The organism is Photobacterium sp. CCB-ST2H9 (assembly GCF_023151555.2).
Classification (GTDB): domain Bacteria; phylum Pseudomonadota; class Gammaproteobacteria; order Enterobacterales; family Vibrionaceae; genus Photobacterium.
In genome coordinates this window covers 1,833,488-1,847,992 of sequence record NZ_CP100425.1, presented here as the reverse complement: position 1 = coordinate 1,847,992, position 14,505 = coordinate 1,833,488, and the positions used below count along the sequence as shown (strand labels likewise).

Genomic DNA, 14,505 nt, shown 5'->3' with positions numbered 1-14,505 from the left:
AAATAAGGCATCTATCACAGTCTGTAGCCCCGGATGTATGGATAATTTTCACAGCGTAAAATAATGGAGACAACAATGTATTACGGCTTCGATGTTGGGGGAACCAAAATTGAATTTGGTGCTTTCAACGAACAATTGGAACGTGTTGCATCAGAGCGTGTTGCAACGCCTGGCGATGATTACGAAGCGTTGATTGATACGCTGGTGGCGCTGATCAAAAAAGCAGATCAAACCTTTGGCTGTGAAGGTCAGATTGGTATCGGCATTCCCGGCATGGAAGATGCGGAAGATGGCACGGTGCTGACGTCGAATATTCCTGCGGCCAAAGGCCGTCATTTACGTCGGGACCTGGAAAACCGTCTTGGTCGAAGCGTCAGTATTGATAACGATGCTAACTGTTTTGCTTTGTCAGAGGCATGGGATGAAGCGCTGCGTGATGAGCCATCCGTGCTGGGGCTGATTCTGGGAACAGGATTCGGCGGTGGGCTCGTATTCAATGGCAAAGTGTTCTCCGGGAAGAATCATGTGGCCGGCGAGCTGGGTCATACCCGTCTGCCTATCGATGCCTGGTTCCATCTGGGCGAGAAAGCGCCGTTGTTCACCTGTGGTTGCGATAACAAGGGCTGTATCGATAACTACCTGTCAGGTCGTGGCTTTGAACAGCTTTATGCCCATTATTATGGTGAAAAAATTCCGGCAATTGAGATCATTGAGCATTTCCGACAAGACGAAGCGAAAGCTGTTGAACACGTGGAACGGTTTGTCGAATTGCTGGCGATTTGTCTGGGCGGCTTGCTGACCGGCCTTGATCCGCACGTGGTTGTGCTGGGTGGCGGTCTGTCGAACTTTGATTATTTGTATGAAGCCTTGCCGAAGCGTCTGCCAAAACATCTGCTGTCTGTGGCACGTGTACCGAAAATCATCAAAGCCAAACACGGTGATGCTGGTGGTGTTCGCGGTGCGGCATTCCTGAATATCAAAACAGCCTGATCGCAGTTCGTAAAGGTTGAAAGCACCCGGGCGGGTGCTTTTTTATTGGCAAGTTGAACCAGCAGGGATAAAATCCCTGCTTTTTCGTATTCAGGGCGGCAATATGGCGTTTTCCGGGTTAGGGCTTCAGGCTGAAATTTTATCTGCAATTACAAAGCAAGGGTTTTCCGAGCCGACGCCGGTGCAGCAACTGGCGATTCCTGCGGTGCTTGCAGGTAAAGATGTGCTGGCGGCTGCACAGACTGGCACAGGAAAAACCGCCGCTTATGGTTTGCCTTTGCTGCAACAAATGCTGATTCAGTCTGAGTTGCCACAGCGTGATAACCATGCCGCACCTGTCCGGGCATTAATTCTGACCCCGACCCGGGAACTGGCTCAGCAGGTTCAGGATAATCTGGCCGCTTATGCCGATGATTTATCGCTGACATCTGTAGCCGTCTACGGCGGGACCAGCATGAGTGTGCAGACCAAAGCACTGAGAGCAAGACCGGATATAGTGGTTGCCACACCGGGACGGTTGCTGGATCACGTGCATGTGGGCAACCTTGATCTCAGTCAGGTGAACTATCTGGTGTTCGATGAAGCGGATCGCATGCTGGATATGGGCTTCAAGGAAGAGATTCAGCGGATTCTGAAACGGATGAAAGCGCCGCGTCAGACACTGCTGTTTTCTGCGACGTTCTCGAAAGCCGTGAAAGAACTGGCTTACCGGATGATGAAAGAACCTGAAGTCATAGAAGTGACACCAGCCAACACCACGGCAGAAACCGTGAAGCAGATTGTTTATCCGGTTGATAAGCATCGTAAAGCTGAGTTGCTGGCTTATCTGATTGGTTCCCGAAACTGGGATCAGGTGCTGGTGTTTACCAAAACCAAGCAAGGCTCCGATGCGCTGGTTAAAGAGCTGAAACTGGACGGTATCAAAGCGGCATCGATCAATGGTGATAAAAGCCAGGGGGCCAGACAGCGGGCGTTGGATGATTTCAAATCAGGCCAGATCCGTGCACTGATTGCGACTGATGTTGCAGCGCGAGGACTGGACATTGAGCAGCTGTCATATGTCGTGAACTTCGATCTGCCGTTTCAGGCAGAGGATTACGTGCATCGTATCGGGCGAACAGGCCGTGCGGGCAGTGAAGGTCTGGCAGTGTCGCTGATGAGTCTGGATGAAGAATGGGCGCTGAAAGCCATTGAAGATTTGCTGGATACCCGTTTGCCTCAGGAATGGCTGGCAGGCTATGAACCGGATCCCTTGATTGCACCGCCTGAGCATGCCCCGAAAGGACGCTCGGCAGATAAGCGCCGCATGAAGAAGCAGCTCAAAGTCCATCAGGGCAGAGGCAAGCGCTCAGCAAGACGTTAAGCTGTGCCATGCTGATATGAAACATGCAAAAAGCCACTCAGATTTGAGTGGCTTTTTTATAAGAGGCGGAAACAGATTTATTTCACACCGGTACAATGATCAATTGCGTTTTGCATGATTTCTCTGGCGCTTTGCTCGCAAGGCGGCAGCGTCGCGTCAGACTGGGCGATTGGTGTGACACGTTGTCCCCAGCGGATAATGCTGGCACCCCAGGTCAGGCCCGCACCAAAAGCTGCAGACAGGATCGTATTGCCTGGTTTGATGAACCCTTGCTCGACGGCTTCGCACAACGCAATCGGCACGGTGGCCGCAGAGGTATTGCCGTAGCGGTGAATGTTCACAAAAGCTTTCTCTAACGGAATGCCGGTATGATCGCAGAGCGCTTCAATAATGCGTTTATTCGCCTGATGAGGAATCACAACATCAATGTCTTCTTTACTCAGTCCTGCACGCTCCAGGACAGTGCTGGCGGCTGAGCCCATGCCGCGGACAGCCCGGCGGAAAATTTCACGGCCGACAAAGTTAAATGTAAAGTGTCCCGGATCCGGATCAAAACGATCCATGGATGTCCCGAAATCTGGAATCGCCAGTACATCACGCCCTTCAGAATCACAGCCCAGTTGCGACTCCTGAAGGCCAGTGTTTTCTTCAGTCCGGCTCAGGACGACCGCACCGGCACCATCACCAAAGAGCACGGCAGTATCACGTTTACTCCAGTCAATCAGCCAGGACAGACGCTCAGCACCAATGACCAGCGCATGACGGTAATTCCCCAGCTGAATCAGACGTGTTGCGGTTTCCAGACTGTACAGAAAGCCGGTGCATGCAGCGTTTATGTCAAATGCTGCAGCCCGTTGTGCGCCCAGTTCGCGCGCGACTTTAGAGGCAATGTTTGGCAGTAAGGTATCCGGAGAACAGGTCGCAATGATGATCAAATCCAGGTCACTGCCAGTCAGGCCAGCTGCCGCCAGTGCGTGTGTCGCTGCAACTTCGGCCATTTTGGATGTGTCAACATGGCTGATTCGACGTTCCTGGATACCGGTACGGGTCTGAATCCATTCATCAGTGGTATCGACAAACTGACTGAGTTCATCATTGGTCAGTACTGCGGGAGGGAGGCACTTGCCCCAACCGGTAATTTCAGCGTGGTACATAGCGATTCTCTGTTTTGATTATGATTTCAGGCAATTGATAAGCCTGATTATGAATTCGGGTGTCTTCTCTGCGCTAAAATGCAGGAACATCGTCGAAAGAGTTTACATTCAGTTTGTTATCTTACTCCAAGCACTGGGTGACTCCAAGCAATCAGGCCAGAGATTTGTGCTCGTTATCAAAGCGTTGGCGTTTACGCGCAGTGTCTTCCATGCATAATGAAATGAATAAAATTGTCAGCAGGAACCTTGAAGTCATGATACGCGTGGGCACCATTGGCACAAACTGGATCACAGACCGCTTTATTGAGGCTGTGCTGCAAACCGGAAAATTGAATCCGACAGCTGTTTATTCAAGAACAATAGAGCATGCCGAGCACTTTGCCAGAAAACATGGCATCAGACATTGCTTTGACCAGCTTGAAGACATGGCAAACAGTGATTTGATTGATGCCGTCTATATTGCCAGCCCCAATTCACTGCATGCCGCGCAGGCAGAGCTGTTTATCCGGGCCGGGAAGCATGTCATTGTTGAAAAGCCGATGGCTTCGAATATTGAAGAAGTGGACAAACTGATTGCACTGGCGAAAGCACACAATGTCGTTCTGTTTGAAGCACTGAAAACAACCTATATTCCCAATTTTGAAGTGATTCGTAACAGTCTGAACAAAATCGGCCGTCTGCGGAAAGCCTATTTTAATTTTTGTCAGTATTCATCCCGTTATGACAAATACCTCAATGGTGAAAATCCGAACACCTTTAACCCTGAATTTTCGAATGGTTCTCTGATGGATATTGGGGTGTACCCATTGAGTGTGGCGATTGCACTATTTGGCGAGCCGATGAGTTTTACCGCTCAGGGAACATTACTGGACTCCGGAGTGGACGCGCATGGCACGCTTGTTTTGCACTATGGCGACTTTGATGCGGTGATCAGTCACTCGAAGGTCAGCGACAGTATGCTCCCTTGTGAGCTTCAGGGCGAGCAGGGCACTCTGGTGATTGATGCGATCGCGGATTGCAAAAAGGTCGTAATTTACCGGAAAAATGAACCTGAAGTGACGTTGTCACGATATCAGGCAAAAAATACTATGCAGTATGAAGCCGCGGCATTTGCCCAGTTAATCGAAGATGAAATGTACGTGCATTCAGGGCTGGAACGCAGCCGTATTGTTCACAGTGTGATGACGAAAGCCCGGGATATCATTGGTGTTCGTTACCCAGCGGATTAATAGAAATCAGGCGTTAAAAAGGTGGCCGTCTGGCCACCGGAAATCGAAGAGATTGTTAAAAGCATGAGTATGAATCCCCTGACGATTCGATGTGATTGCGTCGAAACGGCAGGGGATCTTGTGATGATGCTATGCGAAGTGGTTACCAGAAGAAGTAAGCCACGGCGGTCAGGAATGCAATGGAGACGATGTTCAGGTAAACACCGGCGCGCATCATTTCTTTCTGTTTGATGTGGCCTGAACCGAACACAATGGCATTTGGCGGCGTTGCAACCGGCAGCATGAAGGCACAAGAAGCAGCCACACCAATCAGGACAGAGAGAAGAACCGGAGATACACCGAGCGCTTCTGCGACTGATGCGAATACTGGGACTAACAGCGCCGCACTGGCTGTGTTACTGGCAAATTCGGTCAGGAAAATGACGAAAGCAGCAATCACCAGAATGGAATACAGCATACCGGCCTGATCAAGGAAGCCGCTCAGGCTGTTCGCCATGAAGACACTGGTTCCCGTTTGTTTGAGAACATTGCTCAGGCAGATACCACCCCCGAACAGCAGCAGTACACCCCAGTCTGTGGTTTTCTCGATTTGTTTCCATTCTACGACCCGTGAGGCACCCAACAGCGCAATAGCAAACAGCGCGATCAGCGTATCAAAACTGCTGAGTCCGCCCAGCATGGCATTGATTGGCTTACTGAAAATCCACAGACAAACGGTCAGAATGAAAATTGCCAGCGTAATTTTTTTACCATTCGTCCACGCCACGGGTTTGTGGTCCAGTTCGAAGGTGTGGTTCAGATCCGGTTTCAGCAGGAAGTAAAGAACCGTGACGGCCAGTGGCAACATAACAATGGTGACTGGCAGGCCGAACATCATCCAGTCAGTAAAGCTCAGACCTGCTTCTGCTGCGGCAATCGCGTTCGGCGGGCTGCCGACCAGTGTTGCGATACCACCAATACTTGCGCAATACGCCACACCCAGCAGAACGAAGACATAGGTATTGCGCTGGTTTTTAGCATCCACTTTTGCCAGAACACCCAGCACGAGCGGCAGCATCATTGCAGCCGTGGCGGTGTTACTGATCCACATTGACAGACCGGCTGTGACACCAAATAACATGAAGACGGCGACAGACATTTTGCCTTTCGCCATGAGCAGAACTTTATCTGCAATGGCTTTATCCAGTTCCTGGCTTCGCAGTGCTGCAGCCAGTGCAAAACCACCCAGAAACAGGAAAATAATCGGGTTGGCAAAGTTACCCAGTGCAACAGAGGTGTTGAACACGCCAAAACCAATCGCCAAAAGGGGAACAAGCAAAGCGGTAATGCTGACGTGGACGGCTTCTGTCAGCCATAACACGGCGACAAAGGCGAGAATACTCAAACCTATTGCGACGTTTTTATCAACGGGCAGCGTATTGAGCAGAACAAAAAAGAGGGCGATATCTGCGAGCAGAATCAGGCTGTTTCGATCAAACAGCCACTGTTTCAGTGTGAGTGCTAAGGCTGTCATAGAGGTTCCTTCAGATTGACTGTTGTTATCATATGTCGGTTATTCACGAAGCGAATTTGTGATCACTTTGTGTCGTCGGTGTGAAATGTTGCATTTTTTTAATCGTTTGTTAACGCGTTTGTGGGCGCTCAGGTGAGAAGAGGCAGCTTTTGTGACGTGGTGTTTTTTGAATGTGTGGGAATCCACCCACTATTGTCAGAACTGTAGTTATGGGATGCTGCCGGTTGGCTGAAAGCCAGACAGGTTCTGCCTGTTTCAGGTCATGCCGAAAGGTGTAACGTCTTGAGCCTGAGCGATTTTCGTCGCTTACTGTTGCTGACCGGGTGGGACAGGCTCTTGCCGGAGCGGCGGCAGGACTGGCTCGGGTGATGCCGGCTCTTGCTGAGGTTCAGCAAAAGACGGTTGACTGAAAATAGGTTCCTTCGGGCCCGGGAAGCGGGGCTGTTCGTCCAGAATGTAAAGGTCCAGCCAGGCTTTCACTCTGGCAAATACTTCTCTGAGTCTGATTTTAAAACCAGCCAGTCCGCGGGGCTGAGGGACCGCGAGACAGATCGCATCAATATTCTTGTGGGCGGCAATAAACAGGGCTCGCTCGCAATGGAACTGTTGGGTGATGAAGGTAAGGCTGCTGGCTTCAAAGACATCTTTGGCGCGAATGACAGAGTCCAGTGTCCGGAAACCAGCATAGTCGAGGACGATGGCTTCATCAGGAATATCGGCTTTCAGCAGGTCACGTTTCATGGTCCAGGGCTCATTGTATGAGCGGTGTGCATTATCGCCGCTGAGCAACAGGATTTGGATCTTCTTTTCCCGATACAGCCGGACAGCAGCATCCATTCTGAAGTTGTAATAAGGGTTGAGGTTGTGGGCAATGTATTTACTGGTTCCCAGAACCAGACCAACGGTCCGTGCAGGCACTTCCGCTGTTTCTGTGTAGATACGATCAGCTGTTGTCGCTGCTACCCAACGGTCGAGTACCAGAAACAATCCAAAAAGAATGATGAGAAAGATGGCTGCAAATCGCAGAACTGAACGCAGCTTCATAATGGTCTAAAACGCATAAATCACCTCAATTTATTTCATTAAGTGTACCTTAATCCGTTGATAATGTTGTGTAAAAATCTGGTCATACATGATGACGATTTCGCTGGGTTGGTGAGCGATTCAACAAAAAACCCGCCATTGGCGGGTTTTTCATCAAACGTGCAGCATATTTATCAGAATGATGTCCGTTTGTAACGACGGTAGCCGGATTCCCAGAAGTTCGTTTCAATCTTTTCCCTGATACGCTCATCTGTATTCTTCGGCGCTTTACCTTGTGCAACCGCTTTCTTCGCCACGGAAAATGCAATATGGCGAGATACATTCTGGATATCTTCCAGTGGTGGCAGCAATGCGCCAGTGCCGTTAATCGCCAGCGGTGAACACTCAGCCAGCGCACGGCTACTTTCCATCAGCATTTCATCGGTGACGCGGCGTGCGCCGACAGCCAGCACACCCAGTCCGATACCCGGGAAGATGTAACTGTTATTACATTGGGCAATCGGGTAGGTTTTGCCGTTATAGACGACAGGCTCGAATGGAGAACCAGTTGCCACCAGCGCCTGTCCGTCTGTCCAGCGGATGATATCCGCAGGCATGGCTTCCACACGGCTGGTCGGGTTCGAGAGCGGGAAAATGATCGGACGCTCACAGTGTTTGTGCATTTCACGAATCACATCTTCACTGAACAGGCCTGGTACACCAGATACGCCAATCAGAATGTTCGGTTTGCCATTACGCATCACATCAAGCAGGGAGATGTTGCTGTCATCGGTTTCCCACTCGCTCACACTCTGACGGGTCTGAACCAGTTTCTTCTGGAAATTGACCAGATTTGGCATGTCGTCCAGCAGTAAGCCCCAGCGATCTACCATGAAGACCTGACTGCGCGCCTGTTTCTCAGAAATTCCTTCAGACACCATTTGTGCAATGATGGCTTCTGCAATCCCGCAGCCTGCTGAACCCGCACCCAGGAAGGTGACACGTTGTTCAGACAGTTTGCTGCCAGCCGCTTTACATGCAGCCAGCAGAGAGCCGACAGTGACGGCAGCCGTTCCCTGAATATCATCATTGAAGCAGCAGACTTTGTTTTTGTAGCGTTCCAGCAATGGCATCGCATTCTTTTGTGCGAAATCCTCAAACTGGATCAGCGCATCTGGCCAGCGGCGTTTCACTGCCTGGATAAATTCATCAACAAAGTCATCGTATTCTTTGCCGGTAATCCGGGTATGGCGCCAGCCCATGTACATCGGGTCAGACAGGCGCTGCGGATTGTTCGTACCCACATCCAGAACAACTGGCAGGGTATAGGCCGGGCTGATCCCGCCACAGGCGGTATACAGAGACAGCTTACCAATCGGAATACCCATACCGCCAATGCCCTGATCACCCAGACCAAGGATTCGTTCGCCGTCGGTCACAACGATCACTTTTACGTTGTGGCGGGATGCATTGTTGAGCATATCTTCAATGCGATCACGGTTCGGATAGGAGATAAAGAGACCACGACCACGGCGGTAAATGTTGGAGAAATTCTCACAAGCGGCGCCAACAGTCGGGGTGTAGATGATTGGCATCATCTCAGTGATATGATTTTCAACCAGTCGATAAAACAGGGTCTCATTGGTATCCTGAATGTTTCGCAGATAGATATGCTTATCCATATCATTATCAAACTTCAGGTATTGCTGGTAAGCACGCTCTGTTTGTTCTTCAATACTTTCAATGGCTTCTGGCAGCAGGCCTTCCAGGTTGAAGAACATTCTTTCTTCGACTGAGAACGCACTTCCTTTATTCAGGAGAGGAGTTTCTAGCAGGGCCGGACCGGCGTAGGGGATATATAGGGGTCTTTTATCGTCTTTCATGTAATAGACTCTGTTTTCGGCTGAAATTTTGGCATTTCTTTTTATTGAGTGGCACATCGTAGTCCTAACAACCACTATATTCAAAGAGAAAATTCAAAAATATTGTTAAAATGATCAACATTTTCAACTTTTGTTGAACAAATCAAAGTTCAGCACAAAAATGTCCATATCACAGGATAAAAGTTCGATATTTGTTTCTTGGGCGGGGTAATTTGCTGATTTCGGGTCGATTAGTATCGTTGCAGTTGGTTATTGGGGTGATTGTCAGAAATATACTCTGTCTTCACCCGTTCAGTTTGCTTCTGTCGCATCAACAGAATAATGCGGGACTATTCTGAGGCGCCAGCCTGGGCAGAGAATTTGGCTTTGATAAACGTTGCGTGGTCAACGTAAATCAGCTCTGAAACCTGCCTGATAACGGCTTCTTCCAGCGGATCCAAAATACCGTCTGCGAAAGCGACCTGCCACATGGCTTCAATCAGACGATAGCGATCGTCTGCGGATAAAGAACGTAGCTTGCTGGTGAACTCATACACCGAGACCGACTGTTCGCTTCGGGTCTGCGCCTCATGCAGCAATGTCCTGGCCTGAATATCATCTGTTTCGAGCAATTTCATCAGCAGGTGGATTTTTGCAGTCTCTTCGTTGGGATCCCGGTTATGGTCCGCATTGGCAACTTCACAGAGCAACGACGCGATTGCAAGATGGAGGGCTGGTGTATCAACAGCACCATCATCACTGCCATCATTCATGATCTGGCGAAAAAGAATACGCAATTGCTGGAACATAGCCATTTCCCTTTTAGTTACTTACCTATTTATCATTGCAGCCCTGTCAGAAAAAATGCAAGAGATTGTTGAGTTTCATGTTGATGCTGGCCTGATGAATACAGAAGTCTGTGGTAGAATCGCGCCAGTTTTACGAAGAGCATGTTCAGGTTACTTCTTGTTTTCCTTACCTGAACGACTTACTGATACAAGCAGGAATTCACTTGACTCAGTCTACAACGCCTCAATCTGAGCGAACAGAAGTTCGCAACAGTGAAAAAACATTGAAAGCCGCCATTCGAGATTGCCTGATCCGGGATCGATTCCGTCTGCTCAAACGAGTGCAGGGCGCGGCAAAAATTAAGAACGAACAGGCCCGACATGCCGTGTTCGATGAAATTGCGATGGACATTGCACGTTCAATGCAGTCCGTTGAGATCCGCCGGAACAGCTGTCCGGCGATTACTTATCCGGAACAATTGCCGGTCAGTCAGAAAAAAGACGACATCGCGAAAGCTATCCGTGACCATCAGGTCGTGATTGTGGCCGGTGAAACGGGTTCGGGTAAAACCACGCAGTTGCCGAAAATCTGTCTGGAATTGGGTCTGGGGACGACTGGTACCATTGGTCATACGCAGCCAAGACGCCTGGCGGCCCGTTCCGTTGCCAACCGTATTGCTGAGGAACTGGGCTGTGAAATGGGCTCAACCGTTGGTTATAAGGTTCGGTTTAACGATCAGGTTTCTGATAAAACTCAGGTCAAGCTGATGACCGATGGTATCTTGCTGGCAGAAATTCAGAATGATAAGTATCTGAATCAGTACGACACCATCATTATCGATGAAGCCCACGAACGCAGCCTGAACATCGATTTCATTCTGGGCTATCTGAAGAATCTGCTGCCAAAACGCCCGGATCTGAAAGTGATCATTACCTCGGCGACGATCGATCCGGAACGTTTTTCGAAGCATTTCAGTAATGCGCCGATTATTGAAGTTTCTGGCCGGACTTATCCGGTTGAAGTCCGTTATCGTCCGGTGATGGATGACAGTGACGACAGCGATCGCGACCAACTGCAGGCAATCTTTGATGCTGTGGATGAGCTGTGTGACGAAGGCATGGGTGATATCCTGATCTTCATGAACGGTGAGCGGGAAATTCGTGATACTGCCGATGCACTGAGCAAACGAAACCTGAAACATACTGAAATTGTTCCGCTGTACGCACGATTGTCTGCCAGCGAGCAAAACCGGGTGTTCCAGTCACACAGCGGCCGCCGGATTGTCTTGTCGACCAATGTGGCTGAAACATCACTGACCGTTCCGGGCATCAGGTATGTAATTGACCCGGGTACAGCCCGGATCAGCCGGTACAGCTACCGCACCAAAGTTCAGCGATTGCCGATTGAGCCAGTCTCGCAAGCCAGTGCAAACCAGCGTAAAGGCCGGTGTGGCCGGGTTGCAGCGGGTGTCTGTATCCGTCTGTACTCTGAAGAAGACTTTCTGTCCCGTCCGGAATTTACGGATCCGGAAATTCTCCGGACCAATCTGGCATCCGTTATTCTGCAGATGACAGCCATCGGGCTGGGTGATATTCAGGCTTTTCCATTTGTTGAGCCGCCAGATAACCGCAACATTCAGGATGGCGTACGTCTGCTGGAAGAGCTGGGCGCTATCAATGCAAATGCCAAAGATCCGCGGAAGCGTTTAACGGAAGTTGGCCGTCAGCTGGCAAAGCTGCCGATTGACCCGCGTCTGGCACGTATGGTTCTGGAAGCGCCGAAGCATGGTGCTTTGCAGGAAGTGATGATTATTGCATCTGCGCTGTCGATTCAGGATCCTCGCGAACGTCCTCTGGAAAAACAACAGGCATCGGATGAAAAACACCGCCGTTTTTATGACAAAGATTCGGATTTTCTGACCTTTGTGAACCTGTGGGATTACCTGAAAGAACAGCAAAAAGCCTTGTCGGGCAATCAGTTCCGTAAGCAGTGTAAAAGTGATTATCTGAATTATTTACGGGTCCGTGAGTGGCAGGATATCTACTTCCAGGTTCACCAGGTGGTCCGTGAGCTGAAATTGCGTCATAACGATGAACCAGCCAGTTATCCGGCTGTACATACGGCGCTGCTGGCGGGGATGCTGTCGCATATCGGTCAGAAAGATCAGGAGAAGAATGAGTATCAGGGCGCGCGGAATGCCCGGTTCAATATCTTCCCCGGCTCAGGCATTTTTAAGAAACAGCCGAAATGGGTCATGGTGGCAGAGCTGGTTGAAACCTCGAAACTCTGGGGACGTATTGCAGCCAAAATTCAGCCGGAATGGATTGAGCCACTGGCACAGCATCTGATCAAACGCAGCTACAGTGAACCGCACTGGGAGAAAAAACAAGCTTCGGTTCAGGCCTTCGAGAAAGTTAGTTTGTACGGAATTCCGATCGTTCCGAAGCGGAAGGTGAATTACGGCAAGATTGATCCGGTGATCAGCCGGGAGATTTTCATTCGTTCCGCGCTGGTTGAGGGGGACTGGGAGACCAAGCACAAGTTCTTCCATCAGAACCGTCAGTTGCTGCGTGAAGTTGAAGAGCTGGAGCACAAGTCCCGTCGACGTGACATTCTGATTGATGATGACGCCCTGTATGAATTTTACGACCAGCGGGTTGATCATACTGTGGTTTCAGGACGCCATTTTGATACCTGGTGGAAAGAAGCATCAAGTAAAGACAAGGAATTGCTGAACTTTGAACGCGATATGCTGTTCAGAGGGGATGCGAGCCATGTGACGGAGCTGGACTATCCGAACTTCTGGCATCAGGGTAGCCTGAAACTCAAACTGAGTTATCAGTTTGAGCCGGGCGAGGATAACGATGGTGTGACCGTACATCTGCCGTTGCCTGTTCTGAATCAGGTTGAGCCGGACGGTTTCGACTGGCAGATTCCAGGGTTACGTCATGAATTGGTCGTAGCGCTGATCAAGTCATTGCCGAAAACATTACGGCGTAACTTTGTGCCGGCACCCAACTATGCTGATGCGGTATTGGCTCGTGTACAGGCGATGTCTGCGCCGTTGCTGGATGCTTTGGAAAAAGAACTGAAACGAATCACTGGTGTCACTGTCTTGCGTGAAGACTGGAATCTGGATCAGGTGCCAGAGCATTTGAAGATCACATTCCGGGCTGTGGACCACCGCAACCGCAAATTGCGTGAAAGCAAAGACCTGTATGCGCTGAAAGAGAGTCTGAAAGAAAAGGTTCAGGAAACCCTGTCTCAGGTCGCGGATGATGACATTGAACAGAATGGACTGACGACCTGGAGTTTCGGCGCATTACCTGAGCGTTATCAACAGAAGCGTGGCGGATTTGAAGTCAAAGCTTATCCGGCAATTATTGATAACAAGGACTCTGTCGGGATTAAGCTGTTTGAAACGGAAGAAGAGCAGCGTACCGCCATGCAGCAGGGACAGCGACGTCTGATCCTGTTGAATGTGCCGTCACCGATTAAGTATCTGCACGAGAACCTGCCGAACAAGTCAAAATTAGGTCTTTATTTCAACCCGTATGGACGGGTCATGGATCTGATCGATGACTGTATTGCCTGCGGGGTGGATAAGCTGATTGAACAGAAAGGCGGTCTGGTTTGGGACACGGAAGCTTTCGCGGAATTGAAAGAGTATGTCCGTGCCGAGTTGGGAGATACTGTCGTTGACATTGCCAAGCAGGTTGAATCGATTCTGACGACAGCGTTTAACATCCATAAAAAGCTGAAAGGAAAAGTCGATTTCACGATGGCGTTTGCTTTGTCTGATATCAAAGCCCAGATGGAAGGATTGATCTTTAAAGGCTTTGCGACCGAGAGTGGCTGGCGTCGTTTGCCGGATATTCTTCGCTACATGAAGGCGATTGAGCGCAGAATGGAGAAACTGCCGATCGATCCGAATAAAGACAGAATGCATATACTGAAGATTGAGTCGGTGGCTCATGACTATCAAGAGTTGCTGAATAAGATCCCGAAAGGCCAGCCTGTTCCGGAGAAGGTGAAAGAAATTCGCTGGATGATGGAGGAATTGCGGGTCAGTTATTTTGCTCAGCAATTAGGCACGCCTTATCCGGTGTCGGATAAACGTGTCCGGAATGCAATATCGGAATGTTGATGATGATTCTATTCATGTAAATTTCATCGATGCTTCAACATATATCAATAGATGGCGAGTGAGAAACTCGCCATTTTGTTTCTGGTTGCTTTTTGAGTAAATTTATTTTTCAGTAAATTAAGATAAATAAATATTCAACATGAAACACTGGTTTCGCAGCAGTACCTTTTCGGGTGAATAAAAACCGGTTTGAAGTTCACTTGTCTAACGAATTGATATAATGCTTCAAACATACAAAATTGGAGTGATTACTCTTTTTATGGCCATTCATCAGGTACAGTGAAATTTAAACGCTTGTTAGAGTTGGATTTAATTTTCATCAATACTTATTGAGAAGTAAAAAATTATTAAACATACATTCTCTATTGATTTATTTGGTTTTTAAATTGTCTATATTCTCAATTACAAATATTTTCATCACATCATCTTATCGTA

The 14,505-nt window shown here is 49.2% G+C and carries 9 protein-coding genes; 4 read left to right on the top strand and 5 right to left on the bottom strand.

What is annotated here, in order from left to right; translation table 11 throughout:
• Positions 1-75 precede the first annotated feature (75 nt).
• Positions 76-990 (top strand): N-acetylglucosamine kinase, encoded by a 915-nt coding sequence (nagK, locus tag L4174_RS08555; protein WP_248140361.1) that lies wholly within the window; start codon positions 76-78, stop codon positions 988-990.
• Between the two features lie 103 nt (positions 991-1,093).
• Positions 1,094-2,353 (top strand): DEAD/DEAH box helicase, encoded by a 1,260-nt coding sequence (locus tag L4174_RS08550; RefSeq protein WP_248140360.1) that lies wholly within the window; start codon positions 1,094-1,096, stop codon positions 2,351-2,353.
• A gap of 77 nt (positions 2,354-2,430) precedes the next feature.
• On the opposite strand, the gene L4174_RS08545 is transcribed toward L4174_RS08550, so the two are convergent.
• Positions 2,431-3,513, bottom strand: a complete 1,083-nt coding sequence (locus L4174_RS08545; RefSeq protein WP_248141644.1) for a ketoacyl-ACP synthase III — start codon at positions 3,511-3,513, stop codon at positions 2,431-2,433.
• A gap of 248 nt (positions 3,514-3,761) precedes the next feature.
• Between L4174_RS08545 and L4174_RS08540 the strand changes: the two genes are divergently transcribed.
• Complete coding sequence (locus tag L4174_RS08540; RefSeq protein WP_248140359.1) at positions 3,762-4,736, top strand: Gfo/Idh/MocA family protein; 975 nt, start codon at positions 3,762-3,764, stop codon at positions 4,734-4,736.
• A gap of 142 nt (positions 4,737-4,878) precedes the next feature.
• Here L4174_RS08540 and L4174_RS08535 read toward each other — a convergent pair whose 3' ends face one another.
• The 4 genes from L4174_RS08535 to L4174_RS08520 form a co-directional block, all read right to left on the bottom strand.
• Positions 4,879-6,249, bottom strand: coding sequence for a DASS family sodium-coupled anion symporter (locus tag L4174_RS08535; protein WP_248140358.1), 1,371 nt, complete (start codon positions 6,247-6,249; stop codon positions 4,879-4,881).
• Positions 6,250-6,555: 306 nt separating this feature from the next.
• Positions 6,556-7,293, bottom strand: coding sequence for a vancomycin high temperature exclusion protein (locus tag L4174_RS08530; protein ID WP_248140357.1), 738 nt, complete (start codon positions 7,291-7,293; stop codon positions 6,556-6,558).
• 173 nt (positions 7,294-7,466) lie between these two features.
• A complete protein-coding gene (locus L4174_RS08525; RefSeq protein WP_248140356.1) occupies positions 7,467-9,155 on the bottom strand; it encodes an NAD-dependent malic enzyme in 1,689 nt (562 codons plus the stop codon).
• A gap of 329 nt (positions 9,156-9,484) precedes the next feature.
• Positions 9,485-9,943 (bottom strand): TerB family tellurite resistance protein, encoded by a 459-nt coding sequence (locus L4174_RS08520; RefSeq protein WP_248140355.1) that lies wholly within the window; start codon positions 9,941-9,943, stop codon positions 9,485-9,487.
• Between the two features lie 203 nt (positions 9,944-10,146).
• On the opposite strand from L4174_RS08520, the gene hrpA reads away from it, so the two are divergent.
• Positions 10,147-14,070 carry an ATP-dependent RNA helicase HrpA gene (gene hrpA, locus L4174_RS08515; RefSeq protein WP_248140354.1) on the top strand — a complete coding sequence of 1,308 codons (3,924 nt, stop codon included), beginning with the start codon at positions 10,147-10,149 and terminating at the stop codon, positions 14,068-14,070.
• The last annotated feature ends 435 nt before the right edge of the window (positions 14,071-14,505 follow it).

What these genes read in the sequence shown, in the direction of transcription:
- nagK (WP_248140361.1), top strand. Translation starts at nt 76, where the DNA reads ATGTATTACGGCTTCGATGTTGGGGGAACCAAAATTGAATTTGGTGCT.
- L4174_RS08550 (WP_248140360.1), top strand. Translation starts at nt 1,094, where the DNA reads ATGGCGTTTTCCGGGTTAGGGCTTCAGGCTGAAATTTTATCTGCAATT.
- L4174_RS08540 (WP_248140359.1), top strand. Translation starts at nt 3,762, where the DNA reads ATGATACGCGTGGGCACCATTGGCACAAACTGGATCACAGACCGCTTT.
- L4174_RS08535 (WP_248140358.1), bottom strand. Translation starts at nt 6,249, where the DNA reads ATGACAGCCTTAGCACTCACACTGAAACAGTGGCTGTTTGATCGAAAC.
- L4174_RS08530 (WP_248140357.1), bottom strand. Translation starts at nt 7,293, where the DNA reads ATGAAGCTGCGTTCAGTTCTGCGATTTGCAGCCATCTTTCTCATCATT.
- L4174_RS08525 (WP_248140356.1), bottom strand. Translation starts at nt 9,155, where the DNA reads ATGAAAGACGATAAAAGACCCCTATATATCCCCTACGCCGGTCCGGCC.
- L4174_RS08520 (WP_248140355.1), bottom strand. Translation starts at nt 9,943, where the DNA reads ATGTTCCAGCAATTGCGTATTCTTTTTCGCCAGATCATGAATGATGGC.